This window comes from Pseudoalteromonas tunicata, assembly GCF_002310815.1.
Lineage (GTDB): Bacteria > Pseudomonadota > Gammaproteobacteria > Enterobacterales > Alteromonadaceae > Pseudoalteromonas > Pseudoalteromonas tunicata.
In genome coordinates this window covers 561,487-583,772 of sequence record NZ_CP011033.1, presented here as the reverse complement: position 1 = coordinate 583,772, position 22,286 = coordinate 561,487, and the positions used below count along the sequence as shown (strand labels likewise).

Genomic DNA, 22,286 nt, shown 5'->3' with positions numbered 1-22,286 from the left:
TCGTTTTAACTTTAAAAGGATGCTCCAGCATTGTTTATGGATAAACAATCGATCAACTGTAGATTAAATTTACCGAGTCCCCAGCATGTTATTTAGCCTCTCAATAACTACAGTATATCTTCCTTTGGTGCTGATGATTAATCTAACTAAATGAAAGCGACTACAGTGCTGAGTATCGTTTCTCCCTTAGTAAGCACTCGTTTTTACCTTTAATAAAAACACTTTTGCTATTTAAACTACCCTGTTATTATAGAAATACCATTATATAACAGGATGTTGTATGTTTTTATCGCTTAAACATTATCCCGAAATAGCGCGCCATGCTAATAGTGAGCGAATGCTGAATATCACGCGCAAACATCTACAAAAACCCAGTGGTTTTTGGTTAATTGATATCAGTGTATTTTTGCTGCTGGTTTACACATGCTTTTTCATTGAATTAAGCCAAAGTTTGCCTTTTTTAACTCAGTTAGCGGCACTGGTTATGAGCTTTATAGTGATAAATCAATGTATCAGGCTGTGGTCAATCAATACATGGCAGCGGCAGCAATTTTTAGCCTTGTTACCTACACTTACCAAACACGCTAATCAATCAGACATCGCTTTTCAACAAGTGAACTTCAATCAGCTTTGGCGTGATAGTAACGTGACTAAACGCTATCGCGTGCGTTTTGATCTGCCTATCACCCAGCCTTTATTTGAGTTTGGCTATATTGCTTTAATTGCTAGCGATGAAAAAGCGATTATTCGCTGGTTTGATAAAAACGAAAGTGGCGTGCCAACAGAACGAGAAATTATGATTCAAATTCTCAATGAAGCGGTCATTCCTGCCCATTTTAATACCGGTTTAGCTGTAACGTTAACGTTAAACGAGAAGCCTATCACGGCGAATATTACTGAAGTACTTAATGGTCCAAGCAAAAATACGCCATCTTGTTTACTTGAGCCGACCTCAATATTTGATGATCAAGCAATAAAGATCCCCTATGGCCAACTCATGCATATTGTCCGCTTTGCTAATGCACCAGGAGTGCTGCCCCTGCTTGGTAAAATTAAAGCAACACAGCACAAAGACACTTATCAAGCTGAGCTTATTCACTGTTTTGAACCGCAACTTGTTGCACTGAAAATCGCGATTACGCCAGAACAACGGCAATTGTTATGTGGTGACCAACTGCAACTAACTTTTGGTGATACCGTGTTAACAGAGCTTGAAATAGTATCGATTTGTGCGCCTTTTATTAAACCCAGGTATTCAGAGTACTAAACACTGCGCATCTTTAATAACCGTTATGGTGCAAAACGATTAGTTCGCTGTTTTAGCTAAAAAAGCCCTTGCTCAGTGTTGAACAAGGGCTTTTTATATATTCAATCAGCTGATTTACTGCCCGACTTTATCACCTTTAAAACCAATTACCTGCGCATTAGCCCAGTTGGCACATGTTACCTGCTCTTTAGGCTCTTGGCTGTAGGTTCGAAGGCTTAGCAGTTTCACGCCGCGAATATCAAGTTCAGGTTTGACCACTGCTGGCGGGGTAATTTCACCACTATCAAATAGCAGTGTGTTATCTGCATAGACTTGAAAGTTCACTTTAGCACCAGCTTCGCAGCTATCATCAATCCCAACATCGGCTCTAAAGGTTTGCCAGTGGCCTGACAGGGTATAATCAATTTGGCTTGCACCATCGACCCCAAGCCCTTTGTTAAAAACCAGGCCATTCATTTTCATTGAATTGGTTTTACTTGGATGCCAAGCCGTGTCTTTTTGCACGCCTTTTTTACTCTCGGTTGTTGCGGTATCCCATGAAGCTGCAGATAAATACACCCGTTGTTTTTCACGTTTTGGTAGCGGTTGTTCAAGCAGTTTAAATTCACCAATCGCAATCGGGGTGACTTGCATCGGAATAAAGGCGTTAAATGCCTCACCACTTGGTTTGTTATCTTTATTGGCCGTGACAAAGGTGCCTTGGTCGTGGGTGCTGACGATTCTAAAACGTAATAAGCTGCCCGGTTTGGCATCAAAGGTAACTTTTTGGCTTTCTTGTACACGGGCTAAACTACCCGTTGCAATAGGCTCGCCCCATTTGCCGTTGACATCACTTAAATACACTTCAAAGTCTTTCACTTGTGAGTATTTCCAATGTTTGTCATTTCGCGGCGCAATTTCAAAACCTTCAATCATACGGCGCTCGCCCAAGGCCAAAACAAACTCATGAGGCCCTGTTTTTAAGCTTTGATCGCGAATGGTTCTAAACCAAGTATCAGGGTTATTATCAAAGGCATTTTCCATTGGGTGACCCGGCTCTTCTAATGGGCGATTTAAAATCAGTAAGCTATCGGCCGAAATCGCGTTGCCGTAATCTGGCATCGCTGGATAAGCCGGTGTTGCAGCAAGTGTTAACCCATCGTTCACTCGAAGTGTCACGTTATACTGCTGATTAACGGCCACTTTTTTTGTCTTAACATGCACCACTCCAAATTGGGTCTGTGCATCGTAAAACCAGACATTTTGACCTTGTTCAAAGGCCGTTTGCGTGGAAACCTGTGTTAGGGGCTTGCCGTCTAATTCAACGTTGTCTGGCAAGACACGGGTATGCAGTTGTAACTGATAGACCCGCTCAGTTTCCATGCCTTGGTATTGCCCTTGAACAGCGCCAATGTTGACCGTGATATCACCCGCTTTATTTTGAGGTGCAGCCACCTTAATCAGCTGTTTACTAAACGCCCCTTGTTGATACTGGCGGGTATTACCATCATCTTCATAAATTTCGAACGATGACTGACCAAATGGGTAGATGTCGAGTGTTAAGGTATCTTTTGCTACTTGACCATCATATAAAGCTTCTGGATACATAGGCAAAATGGCCCCCGCTTTGACTAAAATTGGCAGTTTATCCAGCGTGACTGGGTAATCCATTTCTAGCCCTTCTTTAGGGGCGTCAGTAACCGTGCCATCCCAATAGTCAATCCACTGCCCTTGCGGTAAGTAAACATCTTCACGCCAGCCATTGCTACCGGCTTGCGAACGAAAAACTGGCGCAACCAATAAGTTTTCACCCAAAAAAAACTGATTTTTATATTGTTCGCTAAACGCATGAGGATCATTAGGATGGTCCCACATCAAACCGCGCACAATCGGGGCTGCGCTTTGTTCTGCCTGATGGGCTAAGGTGTACATATACGGGGTTAAGCGCATTTTAAGCTTAAGGTATTTGCGGTTTATCGAGCGATACGGTTCGTCAAACCACCACGGATGTTTACGCGCCGCTTTTGACCAACCCGACATCCCCATTAATACCGGCGTAAAGGCTTTCCATTGTAAATCACGCATATAGGTTTCTGGGCTGCCGCCAAAAATACCATCAACATCGCCCGTTGCATAAACCTGCCCCGATAATCCCGAACCAATTAAGGTCGAGACATGCCAGCGGATGTAATCCCAGCTACCCGATTGATCGCCCGTCCAGGTTACCGCATAACGTTGAATACCTGCCCAGCCCATCACAGTCCACAAAAATGGCCGTGAATCAGAATTATCTAAAATCCCCTGCGCCGCACTTTGATTGGCATCGAGTGCAAATTGATAGCCTTCACCTGTCCATGCAACATCGAGTTTTTGCGCACGGCTACCCGCTTCGCCGACTTCCCACGCAATTTTATCAACTCCATCTTCTGTCCAAAGGCCGGTGCGAAAACCAAGCGCTTTCAAGCCTGCGACCACTTCAGGTAAGTTAGTGTAACCACAGCCATAGCCATCATTAGGTAAAATCCAACCACCTGGCATATCGTATTCACGGTATTTTTTTGCTACCGACTCAATTACGTCAGGTGTGGTGCCTGTTGGGCCATCGCTCCAACCATCGGGCACTGTGCCTGGCTTTTTCACATTATCGCCATCGTTATAACAATCGGCGTCACCGTATTCAAACGCCCAACGCGGAATAAGCGGTGCTTTACCTGAGACATCAGTGTATGCATCCAGTACATCAGCAATAGTGTCACCTACAAAATAATAGGCATCAAAACGATTTTCTTGATGCTCTGCAGTTAGGTATTCATCAGAGCGAAAATCATATTGGCCATTGCTCCACGTATTGCGCAGTACCCCATAACCTTCACTGCTCATATAAAATGGCGCAGGACTGGGTCTGTCGCCTTCTTCCCAACCACCTGAGTAGGAAATATCAAGGATGTCACCTTTAAACTGAATCGAACCATTTTGCTGGCCGCCCCCCATAAAGTACTCATTCTTATGGGTGGTCAGTGTTTGGTAACTTGATTTTTCGGTTAACTCGATTGGTTTGACTTCTTGCCAAATGGCCGTTTTATTATCGGGACGATATAACTCAAAACGTAATGGCTGATGATAGACTCTCAATGCCATTTTAGACGTGGAAAGTAAGGTATAATCAGAAAAATCTGATTGTTTAACAGCTAGTTGACCAAAGTCACTTTGTACTACAATAGAAGCGGCTTTATTGTTTACAGGAAGTAACTTTTCTTGTCCTGCCCAAATTCTAACAATGTCATCACGCAAAAAATCGATTTGAACTCGCTCTTTATCTTTGGTTTGAAGATCAAATTGATTTTTTTGTTGGGTAATTGCATGGATTTGACCCAAAGGTTTTGCTTGAACGCAAACACTATACACAGCGGGTAAAAGCGCCAGCATCAGGGTGCTTTTTCGCAATAAAAAATGATTCATAGATGACCTAACCAGCTCAGAGTAATTATTAATTTTTATTCGTTTCAGATCCTATAGCAATATTGGACTATAAAAAATAAGACGTTAGCTTTAATTGGAACGAACTAATAGTGCACAGACTCAGGGTCAGAGTCAAAAGAATGAGGCCAAACACTCACAGATCAGACCATTGTGTGTTCAGCCCAAGTAATGAAGATTTTTAAATGATGATTAGCTAAAACAAAACAGATTCGTTTTTAGCTACTGCTAATTTTTGGCAACTAATAGCTGCGCTTTTTCACTTTCATTAATGTCTGCTGGTTTTGCTAAAGTGGTAAAAGTTGGGGCCTTAAATTCATAACGTTTGAGGTCATCAGCAATCGATGAATGTAATTGAGCTAAACTCACTTGCAAGTCAGATCTGAACTCAGTGACAAATATTGGTTCAACAGGAGCTAAAACAGTAGAAGAGTCCGTTTGCGCAGCATGAACTAAATTAAAACTCAGTACTGATAGGCTTAAAAATGCAATTTTCATTTGTTTACTCAACCCGAAGTTTAAAATCAGCCTTAGAGTAAGCGTGAACTGTGACAACAAAAGTACATTTAAATTGCAACAGCATGAAAGTGCTATTAGCTGTTCATTCATTTATTAACCGAGCGATGGTACAATTAAACTTTAGTTACTGAAGAACACATATTCATGAGTCAAACACAAGCAAACAACCCATTACACGGCATTACCCTAGAAAAAATTGTTTCTACGTTAGAGCAACAAATTGGCTGGGCAGAAATGGCAAAAGAAGTGAACATTAATTGTTTTCGCAATGATCCAAGCGTTAAATCAAGCTTAAAATTTTTACGCAAAACACCTTGGGCGCGGACCGCTGTTGAACAGCTTTATTTAGATCGCTGCCAATCAACATTTGTTTGGCCAACGCTTAAAAAATAAATGCTCAACAAGCTGAGCATTTATTTTAGCTAATTACTGCTATTTTTCACTGAGCGCTAATTTTAATACTTGCGCATGTTCAGCCAAATCTAACCCTAAATCAGTTAAATAACCACCATCGGCTTTATCAATAATGCCTTTTGCAAAAAGGCGTTGTGCTGCTTCAATTACGCAAGGCTCTGCATCAGCATGCACCTTAATTCCTTGCATCATGCTATTGTCTGGAAAAGTTAAAATTAAATTTAATTCATCAACCATTTTTTTATTAAATAACATATTACTAGCGCCTAATCCATTCTTATTGTTGCTTATAAGGTAGACCTTTTGAATCCAAAATAAAAGTTAAAAATTGCTCTCAAGTACTTAAAAAATTAATTTAACTTCAAATTCTGTTAGCAAAAAAGTTTTGCAATACTAGAATTCTATAAAGTGGACTTAATTTTGTAAGGTTTCAATATGGAAATTATAAAAAAACCAATCGTACTTATCGATGACTCTCCTGCATTACTCCTTATTTTACATGCACAATTAAGCCAGCTTGGTTTTAAATATATTGATACCTTCACCAATGCCGAAGCGGCGCTAAAAAAAATCCAATCTAATATTCATTTTTATGCAGCTGTTTTTACTGATCTTAATATGCCAAAAATGGATGGTATGGAGTTCATTCGCCACCTTGGGAAAAGTCAGTTTAATGGTGGTGTTATTATTGTTTCAGAAATGGACCCAAAAGTTATTTCTTTAGCGTCAGAATTGGCAAAAGAAAATAATTGCCATTTAATTGGTAATATTCCAAAACCTATTGAGCAACATAAGTTAAAAATGCTGTTGGTGAAATTAAACGATTTTGTGACAAAAAAAGAAAATATTATTAATCAAATGACTGAATCTGATTTGATTAATGCTATAAAAAATGGCCGCTTACTTCCTTACTACCAACCAAAAATTAGCAACTTAGATAATAAAGTTTATAGTGTCGAGGTATTAGCACGGATCAGCTCAGATAACACTAATCAAGTAATTCAGCCTAGTATGTTTATCCCTACTGCCGAAAAATACAATCTAACCGATGCATTTTCGTTTCAACTGTTTAATAAAGCGATGGCCGATTTCAAAAGTTTAAGTAACAGTTTTGGGCCCGATCTAAAAATGGCAATTAATATTTCGCCAAATCAATTAACGGACTTTTTAATTCCCGAAAAAATTGATGCACTGAGGGAGCAACATGCAATAGAGGCAAAAAATATCATTCTTGAAATAACTGAAGAATATGCCCTTAAATCTAATGCACAACTTGAAACCCTCAATCGTTTAAGAATGCGTGGTTATTCAATCTCTTTAGATGATTTTGGCACTGGCTTTACCAATTTAACCCAGCTTAGAACCTTACCCTTTACCGAAATAAAAATAGACCGAAGTCTTATTCGAGACATTCATATCGATAATTTTTCGCAAGTTGTGGTCAATTCCCTAGCTCAAATAGCGATAGAGCAACATTTCACATTGGTTGCTGAAGGCATTGAAAACTTTAATGAATTGGAATATTTACAAAGACATTTTAAACTTGAAGTACTCTTACAAGGCTATTTAATTTGCCGACCAAAGCCGTGCAAAGAACTCATCACATGGCATCAAAACTGGGTCAGCCATGTTTTATCTTAACCAAACGCTTACCAATATTGTTCCACCGTTATTTGCCCAGGCTCACTTCGCCTATTTCGCCTAAAACCTTGGTTTAGCAGGATTTGGCAACTTTCTTTGACCATGGCAGGGTTGCCACAAATCATAAATTGACTATTATTGGGTGTTGCTTGAACCGCAAAGTACTGTTCTAGCGATTTCTGCTCTAGAGCAGTTGTTATACGGCCATTTAAGCCATCTAAGTTTTTTTCTTGGCTGAGTAAACTTACATACTTTAATTGGCTATGACGCTCCATAAGCTGGTTAATCAAATCTCGATAACTTAAATCTTCTTTTTTACGTACGCCATGCACTAAATGAATTGTTTTAAACTTGTCCCATACCTCTTCATTTTGCAAAATCGATAAAAATGGACCAATTGCAGTACCAGTAGCAAGTAACCACAGCTGCTCTGCTGCTGGTACTTCATCAAGAGTAAAAAAACCACTGGCTTGACTGGCAATTTGTAACTGATCTCCCGCTTTAAGTTGACCTAATGGTGGGCTTAATAACCCATCTTCGACATTAATAAGATAAAACTCTAAATCTGCATGACTTGGAGGATTCACAAAGGAATAAGCACGCGCAATCCGATTCCCTTCATTTACTAATGCCAATTTAGTAAATTGCCCCGCTTTAAAAGGCTCAATCTGAGCTTGCACAATTAAACTAAATAGCCGTTTATTCCACCAAACAATTTCTTTTACTGTTGCCGTTTTCCAATTCGCCATGATCCACTCCATTTTAATTACTTAAAATTAATCATAGACGAACCTAGCTAAGCTGAATACCGATAATAAAACTCTATGGCTAGAGATGCATAACTTAGATATTTAACTTATAGCTAATATGTTGGTAAATCGCTTATCCAGAATTGGGTTTAACTAAATACTTTGTTTAATTACCTATTTCATTGATAAAAAAAAGGATGGCTTTGGCCATCCTTGATTATTGTAACAACTTAAAAGGGTCTCTTATGGATTTGCTTTTAATGTTAGCGTTACACCTGACGCTGTTGCGTAGCCACTTAAATCAATATACCAAGTACCTGCTTTTGGTGCTGAAAAGCTACATGATTCTGTATTACCGTTTTTAAATGGACGACAATCATACTGACTAGTAGTTGATTGCGCACCAAAACGTACATACATGTCTGCATCACCTGTACCACCAGATATAGCTATGGTCATATTGGCGTAACCTGCAGGTAAATCATAGGTGTAACGTGTCCAAGCACCTTGAGCAACGCTAACATTATTAACCGTTTCGCTAATAGGTTGTACTGAGCCAGTGCCACCAGAAGTATAACTTCCTGTTAATGTTACACCAGAAAACGCTGCATAAGCTTTTAAACGAACATAGTAAGTTCCACCAGTTGAGGTTAATGTACAACTTTCAGCATTACCATTTTCATATGGACGACAATCGAAGCTGCCATCATTAGCTGCTGAGCCAAATTTTACATATAAATCTGAATCACCGGTTCCGCCAGACGTTGCAACTTTAATGTTGGTTGCGCCAGCAGGAACTTCAAAAGTAAATAAAAGCTCTGCATTCGTTGCGGCTGATAAGCCAGTTTTTGGCGTACCGTTCACTAATACTGTTGTACCGGTTGGTGGCGGAGTTGTACCACCTGTTGGACAACTTCCGACACCAACAGCGCACCATGCCGTTTCAACCGCGGTTTTTTCTGCTGTGCCATATAAGTCTTGCGCTGCTTGCGCTGTGCCAGTTCTTGCTGCAGCAAAGTCGGTAGATTGTGTAAAATACGTTGTTAAAGCACGATAAAAAATCTTTTCAGCTTTTGCTAATCCAATTGCAGGTACTGTTGCTGTGGTTTTATTACGAGGGTGTTTTCCACCATCAACTAACAATGTATAAGCTAAATTTGCAATGCCTGAATTACCATGAACACCACCACGATCATTTTGATCTGTTGGATTATTTGTAAACGGAATACGCTCAGGATAATAATCTGTTGAATAACCATCTTGCGTTGGATTATTCATATAACGTAAGCCATCGCCCGGCGTACCTGGTGTATAAGAGCCTTGGCCTAACTTCCAAATTGGTTGTGAAGAACCTCGTTTATAGGCATCAGCTGAGACACCTAAAATATCAGACCAGGCTTCATTTAATGCACCTGACGCATTTTGGTAAATTAAGCCTGCTGTATATTCAGTCACACCATGAGTCAGCTCGTGACCAATAATGTCGAATGATAATGTGAAATCAGTGAATTGGCTGCCGTCTCCTTCACCGTAAAACATTTGGTTATTGTACCAAACTGCATTATTCCAGTTACTCCCAACATGAACGTTTGAGTTCATCACCAAGTCACTATTGTTAATTCCGTTACGGTTATGCTTATTCTTATAATAATCATATACAACCGAAGCCCCAGTATGCGCACGCTGCGCCGCAGCATCAGCACACGATTGCGACGTTGAACATAATAGCTGACGTTGTGAGCTATCATTGTAAGGACGATTATTATGGGTATAAGTATTGTATTGCTTAGCAGAATGCACTTTAGCATGGCGTGCAATCTCACTTAACGTACTAAAATCAAAGAAAACACTATCGTGCTCAAAACCGTTTATCCCTTGATATTTAACATCAATTTTCCAAGCAAGTTTTGTTTCTTTGCTCAGTGGTAAGTAGACATAAACGAGCTCAGCACTTGATGTTACTTCCCCCATTTCAGCTACTAATTGATTAATGCGTGCAGTACTTTGCACCTGACTCATGCTTTGCAATGATAATACTGACTGCTCCGCTGCGACAGCAAGTGTGCCACTTAATGCAAAAAGTTGTGAACCAGCGTTAGCAACTGACGCCGTTGACGAAGCTGTAGGTACTGTTGCGTGTGCAATCAAACTTGTACCATAGACTTTTAAGCCGTTAATTGTTTGATTTAAATGAGTATGAAGTTTTCCTAACTCATCAACCCACTGTCTTTTAATTGAAAAGTCTTCATTACCATTTGCAGCATAACTTGCTTCAGATGCAATGACTTGTTTTACTGCTGTAATTGTTTTACCTGCATTAACCAATCCGAGCTCACCTGCTAAAAATGTCACTTCACCTTTTTCATTGATTGTTTTGTCAGTGATTGTGATGTCTTGGGCAAATGCAGCGTAACTTTGACCCATAAGCATCAAAGAAAGTAATGTTGTTATTTTATTTATTTTTACCATGAGATATTCCTGTTATGTAATTACCCTTTAAAGGGAACGTAACTGTAACACCAACAGGGAATATGAAACAAATATTTAACAAACATGTCATTAACAATTTTACCTCTTCCAGATAAATAAAAATCACAAGTATAATCATAAGGTTAAAGAGTAAAAATCTGTTTTGTAGTAATAATCAAGAAAAATAAAAGTAAGATTTTATTCGAATATCGTTATATCGAATCGAAATATTCAATAATCGGTTCAAGTCTTTAAAAATCATAAACGTGATCTTTTTTATAAAAAATACCTAAAAATGAAATAAATCCTGATCGATATCAAAACTTTCCCCAAGCCAATACCCTAAAGTCTTCGCACAATTTCAAAAACGTGTGGTTAAAATGGAACTTCAAACTCAAGAACACTCTTTAGAAGCTGATTTATTGGAAAGCAATCAACAAATGCAATTTAATATTGAGCAAGCATTTGAACGCCTACTTGATGACAAAAACAACCAAATCAATGCATTAAATAATCAAATAGCTCAGCTTAACAAGCGCAATAAAATGCAGCTGGCGCATATTGAGATCGTTGAAAAACAGTGGCAACTTAGTAATCAACAGCTCGAAAGTGTATTGGCAAGTCAATCTGAACAATTATCAGCAAATCAAGTTCCAAAACATAATGAGCAAGAATTTAACGAACTAAGTGCACAAGTCGAAGAGCTACAAATGAGTCAAAAAGTACTCAATCACCATTGCAGAGATTTAAATGAACGTAATCAACAATTGAATCATGCACTCAAATTAAGTGATGAAAAATTACAAAAAATAAATACGCTATTCAATAAACAAACCGCTGAATTCCTTCATATGCAAAACGATTTTAATGTTAATAAACAAGAAAATACGTTACTTAAATCTGAATTAAGGCGCTATCAGGAGGAGCTTAAACTTCTGATGGGAACGTATTATGATGGCGTGATTAATAAAAAGAAAAAAATCAGTACTAATTTACCAAGTTAATCGCATTACTGAGGGGCTATCAGTGGTTGAGTGTCATAGCCAAGAGTTATTAAATGTTTTTGATACACAGCTTCATAACCACCACTACTGATAAATTGATCAATTGCATCATTGACTTGGACACATAAAGATGGACGACTAAACCCCATAGACGTATATCCGGCAGGAAATATATAATGAAAATCGAACTCGTTTACGCTAGTTGCTTTTTTACTTAGCTGCTTCAAGCTATACAAAAAAATGTATTTATCCCCAATACTTACATCCACTAATCCTTGTGACAACAATAAAGCTTGTTGCTCTGGTCGAGAAACTTCTTGATAACGTTGATTATGGCTCACAATATTGCGGTATTCATCACCAAGCAAGGTTGTTGCATTTTGATAACTGACCACAGAATAATTAGCCAGTTGTGATACTTGTTTCATCGATATTACTTTATCTTTTTTACTCACAGCAACATCGGTAAAACGAAAAAAAGGTTTGGTTAAGCAGGTACTTGCTGTTGGACTTCTAAAAATATTTGCAGCCCCATCGAGCTGTTTTTCTGCAAGCGCCTGTTCTAACCGACCATTTGACAGCATATAGCGATAGCTTAGCTGGTACTGCGGCAAATAGCTGAACACACCATCAATTAAATCTTTAAATAAAGATGCTTTATCAGGTTCAGAAAAAAGTGGTTCAAAATTACCAAGGCCAATAATCAGTTCTGTTTTTTCAGTTGAAGCTGCTAAGACATTGCCGATTGAAAAATACGTGATTAAAAAGCAAAAAATAACTCTAAACATCTGAATAAATGAAGTTTTCATTCACTAATTATAACCAAATTAAATACCTGCTTAACTATGCCTATACTGCCTCTAACAAACAAGGACTAACTACCCAATTACGACTAAAGTTACGCAGGATCAAAAAAAGGGCCTTGCGGCCCTTTGCTCTAGTATCGTTCAAATTTTGTGTCGGTCTTAACCCCTTAAGACTTAGACATTCCCTTTCGGGATCACTTAATTAAACCAATCTCAATTAAGCGTTCAGTCAAATAATCATTTGACGAAATCGACTCCGGATAACGATTAGGGTTATCTTCGGTCACACACGTTGCCAAAGTTTCAATCATAAACTCTGGATTCGGGTGTAAGAAAAACGGAACTGAGAATCGGCTGTGTTTGGCGCCATCACCCGGTGGATTAACCACACGATGGGTTGTTGACGGTAGCACATTATTCGTCAACCTTTGCAGCATATCCCCGATATTAACAACAATCGTGCCTGGAATTGTTGTCACAGGAATATACTCACCATCACGAGTGAGGACTTCCAAACCAGCCTCCTCAGAACCGACAAGCAGTGTTATAAAATTAATATCTTCATGTGCACCCGCTCGAACAGCCGGTGTTTCTCCCTGTAAAATAGGAGGATAATGAAGCGGACGCAAAATTGAATTACCATGGTCAATTTTATCGTCAAAATAGTGTTCATCTTGCCCCAAAAATAACGCCAGTGCAGACAAAACTTGGCGACCAAGATCATCAAGCGCCTGATAAAGCGGATAAACATCAGCTTTAAATTGCGGTACTTCAGTAGGCCAAACATTTGGGAATAAACCTTCAACCAACTGTTCTGGTGCAAGTTCACGCCCTACATGCCAGAACTCTTTTAAGTCTGGATGTGGATTATCTTTGGCTTTCTCAACACCCATACCGGTGTAACCACGGGCACCGCCGATATTAGCAGCACTATATTGCTGCTTCACATCGGTTGGTAGAGCAAAAAAAGTACGAATTGCATCATACGCCTTTGCAACCAATTCGGTATCAATACCGTGACCAACAATGCCACAGAAACCAAACTCACGGTATCCTTTGCCTAGTTCTGCAACAAAGTTCGCTTTATCTGAGTTAAAACGCGAAATATCTAATGTTGGAATTGTTCTAATTGTCATTAAATGTCCTTAACATAGCTGACCTTATCCTAGCGATAGGAAAAAGCCGGCGATGGCGGCACTCATCAGATTGGCCATAGAACCTGCCATGACCGCTCTGAGCCCTAGGCGGGCGATATCCTTGCGACGACTAGGTGCCATGCCACCTAATCCGCCTAGTAGTATTGCAATCGACGATAAGTTAGCAAAACCACACAGCGCAAACGTAATAATTGCTTGTGTATGCGCGCTTAACGTATCGCGATAATTAATGAAGTCTAAATAAGCAACAAACTCATTGACCACTAATTTTTGTCCAATGAAACTACCAGCAATCACTGCTTCATTCCACGGTACACCTAATAACCATGCTACTGGTGCAAATACATAACCTAAAATTTCTTGCAATGTCAGGGTTGGGTGATCAAACCAACCACCAATGCCACCTAATAAACCGTTCAGTAATGCGATTAAAGCAACAAAGGCTAATAACATAGCACCAACATTGAGCGCTAACTGCATACCATTTGCCGCACCCGATGCCGCAGCATCAATTACATTAACAGGTTTGTCTTCAGTATTATCAATGTCTGCCAAGGTATCTTTTGGTGTTTCAGTTTCTGGCACCATCATTTTGGCCATCAAGAAACCACCCGGTGCTGCCATAAAGCTGGCTGCAATTAAATACTTTAGTTCAACCCCAATAATCACATAACCGGCCATCACCGAGCCTGCAACTGTCGCCAAACCACCAACCATTACCGCAAAAAGCTCTGATTTTGTCATCGTGGCAATAAATGGTTTTACAATTAAAGGCGCTTCAGTTTGGCCAACAAAAATATTCGCAGTTGCCGACAATGACTCTGTGCGTGATGTTTTAAGGAGCTTTTGTAGCGCACCACCCAAAATCTTAATGATCCAATCCATGATACCGATATGATAAAGCACGGCGACTAACGCAGAGAAAAACACAATCACAGGCAATACTTGAATCGCAAAAATAAACCCTAAGGTGTCTTGCTGCGCTAATGAACCAAATAAAAATGAAATACCATTATTGGCATAACCAATCACGGAAGAAACGGCTGAGGAAACCGAAACTAGCGTATTTTTTCCAGCTTCAGAAAATAATACAAATCCGCCAATTATAAATTGCATTAAAAATGCAATCCCTACGGTTCTTAGGCTAATCGCCTTGCGGTTTGTCGACGCTAAAAAGGCCACCAAAAGCAGTGATGCCATGCCGACTAAACTCATGATCGTTGTCATCAATTTGTTCCCATTATTATTGTTGTAATAGCTGTTTTATTTTGCTTTTAATGATATCGATCGCGACACGATTTTTACCACCACGGGTGACCACAAGGTCAGAGTTATGTTTTGACGGCTCAATAAATTGATAAAACATTGGTCTTACCGTCGATGTATATTGTTCAATCACAGATTGCAAAGAACGACCACGCTCTTCCATATCCCGTTTCATTCTGCGCATTAGACAAATATCAAGTGGTGTATCAATAAACACTTTAATATTAAATTCATCACATAATTTTTTATCACACAGTAATAAAATACCTTCAACAATTAAAATTTTTGCTGGCAGTACTTTTCTGGTTTTATCACTGCGCGTATGTTGTGCATAATCATAAATTGGTACATCAACCGACTCGCCTTGACGTAATTGATTCAAATGTGACAGCATCAGTTCATGCTCAAACGCATCAGGATGATCGTAATTTGTTTGCGTACGATGAGCAAAAGGCAAATGAGATTGGTCGCGGTAATATGCATCTTCTTCAATGATAGCAATTGCACCTGGTTCGAGCTCATTGACCAATTCACTATATATTGTCTGGCTAAACAAAGACTTACCTGAAGCTGAAGCACCAGCAATGGCTATAATAGTTCGGGTCACAAGTATTCACACCTAAAGAATTAAACTCAAAGAGCCTAACAATACCAAAAAAGAAAAAAAGAATCTCAATTGACGCTTTCAAAGCCGCAAATTTATCGTTTTTGCCAAAGAGCAAACAGGACAATTGTCCTGTACGACAAAATCAACAAAATCATAAAGTGTAATGACTGATGAGACTTTCAGACGGTTTCAGCAATTTTTTTAAAAAGTATGCCCAACTTGATATTGCTTGCAATCGATAAGCAACATAGTTTAGCTATACTAGAAGCAATTTTTGAGGTCTAGGTTAATCTAAAATTAACCTATTGTGAGGAATCCAATGGCAAGAGCAATTATTTTAATGGCCGATAGTTTAGGCATAGGTGCGACACCTGACGCCCATACTTTTGGTGATACCGGAGCCAATACGTTGGCCCATCTGCTTGCAGCCTATCATGGTGAAACAGGTCAAAAATTAGCATTACCTAATTTATCCAAACTAGGTTTAATCGAAGCTTGCCAACAAGCAAGTGGTACAATCTGCCAAATAGCACAAAGCTTTGCTCCTATTGCCGCTTATGGCTATGCCAAAGAATTATCAACCGGTAAAGATACTCCCTCAGGACACTGGGAAATGGCGGGCGTACCTGTTTTATTTGACTGGGGATATTTCCCTCAGACAGTGCCTTGTTTTGATGATGAATTTATTAATGAATTAGTTAAACGAACTGGTATTGCTGGCATACTCGGTAATTGCCATGCATCAGGCACTACAATTTTAGAGCAACTTGGCGAGGAACACATTCAAACCGGAAAACCGATTTGTTATACCTCGACTGACTCAGTATTTCAAATTGCAGCCCATGAAGCTCACTTCGGCTTAGAAAAACTCTATCAAATATGTGAAGTTGCCCGTGAATTACTCGATGATATGAATATCGGTCGCGTCATTGCTCGCCCATTTTTAGGCGAAACGGCCGCGGAATTTGCCCGCACAGGTAATCGTCGTGATTACGCCGTGCTTCCCCCCGCGCCAACTGTGCTTGATAAATTAGCCCAAGCAGATGGTCAAGTGATAAGCATAGGGAAAATTTCAGATATCTATGCCCATCAAGGGATCACGCAAAAATTTAAAGCATCAGGGCTAAATAACTTACTCGACAAAACAGCCGAAGTCATGAGTACTGCACCTGAAAAAAGCATCATTTTTACCAACTTAGTTGATTTTGATGAAAAGTTTGGCCACCGTCGTAATGCGGTAGGTTATGCCCAAGCTCTAGCCGAGTTCGACGCATATTTACCAAAACTGATAGCATTATTACGCCCTGATGATGTAATGATAATCACAGCTGATCATGGCTGCGATCCGACATGGCCAGGCACAGATCATACTCGTGAATATGTTCCGGTCCTTGCTTATCAACCGAATATGACTCCTATCAATTTAGGAGAACGAAATAGTTTTGCAGACATAGGTCAAACACTTGCAAAGTGGTTTGATTTACCTGCAATGGAATACGGCGAAAGTTTCGCTCAATCACTTAATAAAGCTAATTAACAGGATAGTTTTTATGAGCACTCCTCACATCAACGCAACTTTAGGCGATTTTGCCGAAACAGTTCTAATGCCAGGCGATCCTCTTCGCGCTCAATATATTGCAGAGAACTTTTTAGACGATGCGCGTCAAGTCACTGGCGTGCGCAATATGTTCGGCTTTACAGGAACTTACAAAGGTAAACCTGTCAGCATTATGGCATCTGGTATGGGGATCCCATCAATGTCTATTTATGCTCGCGAACTAATTTGTAGCTACAACGTAAAAAATCTTATCCGTATTGGCACTTGTGGCGGTATTGGATCAGAAATAAAAATTCGTGACGTTATTTTCGCTCAAGGCGCAAGCACAGACTCAAATGTTAATCGTGCCCGTGTTCGTGGTTATGATTTTGCAGCGATTGCGGATTTTGGTTTACTCGAAAATGGCGTTAACGCAGCTCGTAACTTAGGCGTCAATGTAAAAGTGGGTAATGTATTCACCACAGATACATTCTACCAAGCAGACCCGACTTTTTATGCTGACTTAGATAAATTAGGCGTATTGGCAGTTGATATGGAAACAGCCGGTTTATACGGCGTAGCGGCTGAGTACGGCGTTAAAGCTATGGCACTATTTACAGTGAGTGATCATGTGATCACGGGTGAAGCAACACCAGCTGAAGAGCGTCAAAACACATTCAATGAAATGGTTAAAATTGCCCTAGAATCAATTTGATAATTTATTATTGTACCTTCTAACAGTTGTAACCAAAGCCGCAGGACGCGGCTTTTTTATTGCGCTGATTTAATCTTGCACGCTCCACTTTGTGAGTACTTTCATTAAATACTGTTCATCAATCGGCTTACTAATAAAATCATTCATACCAGCGCCATAACATGCTGCTTTATCTTCCATAAACGCATTGGCGGTTAATGCGATAATAATTGGCTTACCATAAACATCTGGCTCTAATCGTATCGTTTGAGTTGCAGTATAACCATCCATAATCGGCATCTGACAGTCCATTAGGATTATTTTAAATTGATGCTGAACTTGCATATCAAGTGCAACCTGACCATTTTCGGCAACTGATACATCAAATCCAAAAGCACGTAACATAGTTTGCGCAACAAGCTGATTAATCGGGTTATCTTCAACCAGTAATATTGAATGACCTGTAAAATCAAGCGACTTATTTAAAGGTTCATCATGCTCTTTTAATTCTTCGGGGGCTTTCATAGGCAATGAAACAGTAAAGCAACTTCCCTTTCCTTCTTCGCTTTGTAACTCAATATTGCCTTCCAATAAAGTCACCAAACGTGAACAAATTGCAAGCCCTAACCCTGTGCCACCATATTTTCGCGTTGTAGATACATCCGCTTGACTAAACTCATTAAAAAGAAGGGCTTGTTTCTCTTTTGCGATACCAATTCCAGTATCAGCAACGCTAAATCTTAGGTACTCTTCATCATAACTAACCAAGACTTTAATGTGGCCACAAGGTGTGAACTTTCCTGCATTGGTGAGTAAATTAACAATGATTTGACGTAACCTTAGCGCATCACAGAGTAACTGATCAGGCAGATTTTCTATGCCTTCGAGACGGAATTCGACATTTGGTTTAATTGAGGACATCAAAAAAATATCACACGATTCTTTAAATACAGCTTTTAAATCAACAGGAGCTTGTTCAATCGTCAGTTGCCCCGCTTCAATTTTAGAAAAATCTAAAATATCATTTAAAATTTGCATTAAGGTTTGCGCACTACTTTGAATTAGTTGCAGTTTATCTACTACATCAGGGTTAAGTGAGGGCTGTTTTAATACAATACTTAACATCCCCATCATCCCATTCATAGGAGTACGGATTTCATGACTCATATTGGCCAAAAAGATAGATTTAGCTTTGTTTGCCTGCTCTGCAATGTGTACACTTTGTGTTAGCTCAAATGTTTTTCGCTCTACCTCTATCGCAAGTTCATGGTTGAACTCACTGAGCTTATTATTTAACTCTTCATTTTTTTGGTTCGATGCAGCTAATGCTTGAAAGTTAACATTTAAACTGTTTGCTAACTCAATAAATTGCTGATGTAAGGTATCAACTTCAAACCAGCTTCTTTCAATTAACGTTGACTGCTTAGCATTATTTTCAGGTTTAAAATCCTGCATTTTTTGAGTCAATAACTCAATGGGTGCCACTAACCAACGACTTAAGCGTGCGATAAAAATAAAAACTAATAATGTCACCAACATTAATATCGACATTGCTTTTAACCATGATTTGGCAGCAAGCACATCAATATGGGATCTATCGAGCAATAACACTACATGCCATTGATAATGTGAAGATTTTTTTATGCCACTAAAATATGAGTTTTGCGCTTTATCGATAAATGCGGGAGTAGTTTCAGTATTAATAAATGCAGTAATTTGTTGTGGTGTTAACTTTTCAAGTACCTGATAGGTCAAATTTTTTGAGCTAAAAACAACTTTTTGAGCACCATCTAAAATTAATAACTCAACATTGTGATCAAATAATTGTGGTCTAAACGCTGAAAAAGCTTCTAAATTAAGAGAACCTTCAATAATTCCTTTAAATTCAGTGTCTTTAAAAATACCATGAGCAACGGCCACTATCGGATCATTGCCAAACCCTCGTCCTTCAAATGTCGGTGAAATATAAGTTTCTGTATTTTGTTTGCTTTGTAAAAAATAATCTCGATCAGCGACTGATACGTGCCCATCTCGGAGTTTATCTAATAAATCGGTAGGAGTAGCGGCAACCACATTACCTTTTTCATCTGTCGCTAACGTTGTAATAAAAGCAGGATAACGTTCGGAAATTATGTTTAAGGCACTGTCTAGTTTGAGCCCTACACTAACAGCATCAGCTTGTGCCGCAATAATTTTTCCATGCTCGTTTAAATACTGATCAACGGCAATTGCGATATCATTTGCTTTTTCATTGAGTTGAGCATGAACATAATTTTCAACATTTTGATGATTATAATTAATTAAAATTAAAGTAATAATGAGCGATGCAAGCCCAACTAATAAACTCACGCTATAACGCAATAATTTTATTAACGGCAATTGAGTTTCACCGCTTGAAAAATACTGCTTTGAATAAAAACCAATAATATCAACAACAGCCAGGCAAACCAGCGCATTGAGTAAATACTTGACCAGTGCAGTCATTAATGCCAACTGAGGTAACTGCATGATAAAAAAGCCAATTACAGCTAAAATGGGTAAACCAATCAAACACCAATAAACAATTCCCCAGCCAAGTAAGGGATGTTTTCGTTGTAGACAGAAATGTGCCAACCAGAAAATTTCAAGTAAAAATGCAATACTAGGCCAAGCGTGGCCCCATTTTATCCATAAAAAACTTGCAGCAATCGCACTTGTTAGCAATGCATAACGACGACCATAAAAAATAAGTGCATACAGCGCAAACGCTTGACCAAAAAGGAATTCCGTCATCGACAAGAAATAGAGCGGAACCAAATTAATTCCACCACCTAACAGGCCTAATAAAATGGCTTTTAAAAAGAAGGGACTACGAATAAAGATGTTTAATTGCACAAGGGCGATACTCTTATTTTCTTAGCTGCTAATAATGTAAAATTCAGCACAAATTTACAAAAAGTTTATAATTTTTATGAACTAAGAGTAACAGAGTTATTAATTTTTGCCTCCATTTAGCTTTATTTAAAAGCGCACTGCGCCGCGCATAGATTTAGTTTGACTTTTTTGTGTTTTTTTATCCATCCGCTTTTTTTGAGAACTGCGTGTTGGGCGTGTTTCCCTGCGCGCTTTTTCAACTTTTGTTGCAAGTTTTATTAATTCAGCCAATCGTTCCAGTGCATCTTGTTTATTTTGAGCTTGATCACGATATTGCTGAGCTTTAATGATCACTACGCCCTCTTTTGTGATCCGGCTATCTGAATACGCTAATAATCGTTCTTTATAAAATGCAGGTAAACTTGAATTGGTAATATCGAATCGCAAGTGAATCGCACTAGACACTTTATTAACATTTTGGCCACCCGCGCCCTGTGCTCTGATGGCACTAAATTCAAGTTCCCACTCAGCGATAGTGACATTATTGGAAATAACTAACATAAAAACCTTAATTTAAAACAAACAAAAAAGGCCATACTTTTCAGTATCGCCTTTTTTAGTTCAAGCGCTAAGCCTGAAGGTCTAAACCAATTGGTTTAGTCGAGTACTAATTAAAGTACTACGATTTCCTCAGCTTGAGGACCTTTTTGACCTTGAGTTACTTTGAACTGTACTTTTTGGCCTTCAACAAGTGTTTTGAAACCAGTACCAGTGATAGCACGGAAATGTGCGAAAACGTCTGGACCGTTTTCTTGCTCGATGAAACCAAAGCCTTTAGACTCGTTGAACCATTTAACTGTACCAGTAGTAGTTGTAGACATAATTCTATCCTATTAAATCAAAAATAATAAAGTCTCAAAATTGAGACAATTCGGCTGGAAGTGCTGCCATTACTTTTTTAAAAACAGGACATCGGTACTGTAAATAAAACATCAAAATGGTGTGCATAAATACTAGACTTACTTTCAGACAAGATCATTATATATAAGTTTTAACAACAGTCAAAGGGTATCCTCAATTAAATCAAGCCTGTTTACTATCTTTTTTTTAGTTGCTTTACCACTGATTAATTTACGTTTTTTTATTCAAAGGTAAAAAGACTTTTGAGTAATTACTCAAATCAACCAGCATTCCACACTTTTTGAAGGCCTGAGTCTTTACAAAAACCCTGATGCATCCGATCATGTTGTTCTCTATCTAAAATGATTAAATGTGAAGTGAAAAGATGAATATTTGGGTTGATGCCGATGCCTGTCCAATCGTAATTAAAGATATTTTATACCGCGCCGCTGAGCGGACCAAAATAGTCGCTCTATTTGTTGCCAATCAACCTTTAAAAGTCCCCCCTTCTCTTTATATTAAAACATTACAGGTCAGTGCAGGATTTGATGTCGCAGACAATGAAATCGTACGGCGCTGTAATCCAAATGATTTAGTCATTACTAGCGACATTCCTTTAGCGGACGAAATCATAACAAAAGGGGGACAAGCACTGAGTCATCGTGGAGAATTGTTTACGAAAGAAAATATAAAATCTCGCCTAAATGTGCGCGACTTTATGGATACCTTACGCGCCAGTGGCATTCACACGGGAGGCCCAGCCGCACTCAGTCAGGCCGATAGACAAAACTTCGCAAACCATCTAGATAAAATCTTACATCAGGCTCAAATGAAATAATGATACGGCGATTATTTCGCCAACTACTAATTTAAAAACGAATATCCATTAGCCATACCGTATCTAGGTTTGCAGCATAACGAAATAAAATTATTTTAAGCTGCTGAGT

Annotated in this window: 19 protein-coding genes; 7 read left to right on the top strand and 12 right to left on the bottom strand. The window is 39.0% G+C overall.

The features are described from left to right. Positions 1-280 precede the first annotated feature (280 nt). Positions 281-1,267, top strand: a complete 987-nt coding sequence (locus PTUN_RS19965; RefSeq protein WP_009836913.1) for a hypothetical protein — start codon at positions 281-283, stop codon at positions 1,265-1,267. 114 nt (positions 1,268-1,381) lie between these two features. Here the strand turns inward: PTUN_RS19965 and PTUN_RS19960 are convergent, their stop codons facing one another. Both PTUN_RS19960 and PTUN_RS19955 read right to left on the bottom strand, forming a co-directional pair. After that, complete coding sequence (locus PTUN_RS19960) at positions 1,382-4,705, bottom strand: NPCBM/NEW2 domain-containing protein (protein WP_009836914.1); 3,324 nt, start codon at positions 4,703-4,705, stop codon at positions 1,382-1,384. 246 nt (positions 4,706-4,951) lie between these two features. Further along, positions 4,952-5,221: a hypothetical protein gene (locus PTUN_RS19955; RefSeq protein ID WP_009836915.1), complete on the bottom strand. Its 270-nt coding sequence runs from the start codon at positions 5,219-5,221 to the stop codon at positions 4,952-4,954. A 165-nt stretch (positions 5,222-5,386) separates the two neighbouring features. On the opposite strand from PTUN_RS19955, the gene PTUN_RS19950 reads away from it, so the two are divergent. Then, the gene (locus PTUN_RS19950) at positions 5,387-5,635 is read left to right on the top strand and encodes a VF530 family protein (RefSeq protein ID WP_009836916.1); all 249 of its coding nucleotides are present in this window, start codon (positions 5,387-5,389) and stop codon (positions 5,633-5,635) included. A gap of 39 nt (positions 5,636-5,674) precedes the next feature. Here PTUN_RS19950 and PTUN_RS19945 read toward each other — a convergent pair whose 3' ends face one another. Next, positions 5,675-5,911 carry a TIGR02647 family protein gene (locus tag PTUN_RS19945; RefSeq protein WP_009836917.1) on the bottom strand — a complete coding sequence of 79 codons (237 nt, stop codon included), beginning with the start codon at positions 5,909-5,911 and terminating at the stop codon, positions 5,675-5,677. Positions 5,912-6,091: 180 nt separating this feature from the next. On the opposite strand from PTUN_RS19945, the gene PTUN_RS19940 reads away from it, so the two are divergent. Then, entirely contained in the window at positions 6,092-7,297 is a 1,206-nt protein-coding gene (locus PTUN_RS19940) for an EAL domain-containing response regulator (protein WP_009836918.1), read from the top strand. Between the two features lie 8 nt (positions 7,298-7,305). Here the strand turns inward: PTUN_RS19940 and PTUN_RS19935 are convergent, their stop codons facing one another. Together PTUN_RS19935 and PTUN_RS19930 are read right to left on the bottom strand one after the other, a co-directional pair. Beyond that, on the bottom strand, positions 7,306-8,046 hold the full coding sequence (locus PTUN_RS19935; protein ID WP_040643463.1) for a ferredoxin--NADP reductase: 741 nt from the start codon (positions 8,044-8,046) through the stop codon (positions 7,306-7,308). A gap of 243 nt (positions 8,047-8,289) precedes the next feature. Further along, the gene (locus PTUN_RS19930) at positions 8,290-10,515 is read right to left on the bottom strand and encodes a M4 family metallopeptidase (RefSeq protein ID WP_009836920.1); all 2,226 of its coding nucleotides are present in this window, start codon (positions 10,513-10,515) and stop codon (positions 8,290-8,292) included. 380 nt (positions 10,516-10,895) lie between these two features. Between PTUN_RS19930 and PTUN_RS19925 the strand changes: the two genes are divergently transcribed. Further along, positions 10,896-11,519, top strand: coding sequence for a hypothetical protein (locus PTUN_RS19925; RefSeq protein ID WP_009836921.1), 624 nt, complete (start codon positions 10,896-10,898; stop codon positions 11,517-11,519). 5 nt (positions 11,520-11,524) lie between these two features. Here the strand turns inward: PTUN_RS19925 and PTUN_RS19920 are convergent, their stop codons facing one another. The 4 genes from PTUN_RS19920 to udk form a co-directional block, all read right to left on the bottom strand. Continuing rightward, on the bottom strand, positions 11,525-12,328 hold the full coding sequence (locus PTUN_RS19920) for a substrate-binding periplasmic protein (protein ID WP_009836922.1): 804 nt from the start codon (positions 12,326-12,328) through the stop codon (positions 11,525-11,527). Between the two features lie 191 nt (positions 12,329-12,519). After that, on the bottom strand, positions 12,520-13,461 hold the full coding sequence (locus PTUN_RS19915; protein ID WP_009836923.1) for an isopenicillin N synthase family dioxygenase: 942 nt from the start codon (positions 13,459-13,461) through the stop codon (positions 12,520-12,522). A 24-nt stretch (positions 13,462-13,485) separates the two neighbouring features. Beyond that, positions 13,486-14,709, bottom strand: coding sequence for a NupC/NupG family nucleoside CNT transporter (locus tag PTUN_RS19910; protein WP_009836924.1), 1,224 nt, complete (start codon positions 14,707-14,709; stop codon positions 13,486-13,488). Positions 14,710-14,725: 16 nt separating this feature from the next. Then, positions 14,726-15,355: a uridine kinase gene (gene udk / locus PTUN_RS19905; protein WP_009836925.1), complete on the bottom strand. Its 630-nt coding sequence runs from the start codon at positions 15,353-15,355 to the stop codon at positions 14,726-14,728. 319 nt (positions 15,356-15,674) lie between these two features. Between udk and PTUN_RS19900 the strand changes: the two genes are divergently transcribed. Next, positions 15,675-16,892, top strand: a complete 1,218-nt coding sequence (locus PTUN_RS19900; protein WP_009836926.1) for a phosphopentomutase — start codon at positions 15,675-15,677, stop codon at positions 16,890-16,892. A 13-nt stretch (positions 16,893-16,905) separates the two neighbouring features. Continuing rightward, complete coding sequence (deoD, locus tag PTUN_RS19895) at positions 16,906-17,607, top strand: purine-nucleoside phosphorylase (protein ID WP_009836927.1); 702 nt, start codon at positions 16,906-16,908, stop codon at positions 17,605-17,607. Between the two features lie 69 nt (positions 17,608-17,676). On the opposite strand, the gene PTUN_RS19890 is transcribed toward deoD, so the two are convergent. The 3 genes from PTUN_RS19890 to PTUN_RS19880 form a co-directional block, all read right to left on the bottom strand. Further along, positions 17,677-20,460, bottom strand: a complete 2,784-nt coding sequence (locus PTUN_RS19890; protein WP_009836928.1) for an ATP-binding protein — start codon at positions 20,458-20,460, stop codon at positions 17,677-17,679. 126 nt (positions 20,461-20,586) lie between these two features. After that, entirely contained in the window at positions 20,587-21,000 is a 414-nt protein-coding gene (gene arfB, locus PTUN_RS19885; RefSeq protein WP_009836929.1) for an alternative ribosome rescue aminoacyl-tRNA hydrolase ArfB, read from the bottom strand. 110 nt (positions 21,001-21,110) lie between these two features. Next, complete coding sequence (locus PTUN_RS19880) at positions 21,111-21,320, bottom strand: cold-shock protein (RefSeq protein WP_009836930.1); 210 nt, start codon at positions 21,318-21,320, stop codon at positions 21,111-21,113. A 404-nt stretch (positions 21,321-21,724) separates the two neighbouring features. On the opposite strand from PTUN_RS19880, the gene PTUN_RS19875 reads away from it, so the two are divergent. Next, the gene (locus tag PTUN_RS19875) at positions 21,725-22,177 is read left to right on the top strand and encodes a YaiI/YqxD family protein (protein ID WP_009836931.1); all 453 of its coding nucleotides are present in this window, start codon (positions 21,725-21,727) and stop codon (positions 22,175-22,177) included. Positions 22,178-22,286 lie beyond the last annotated feature (109 nt).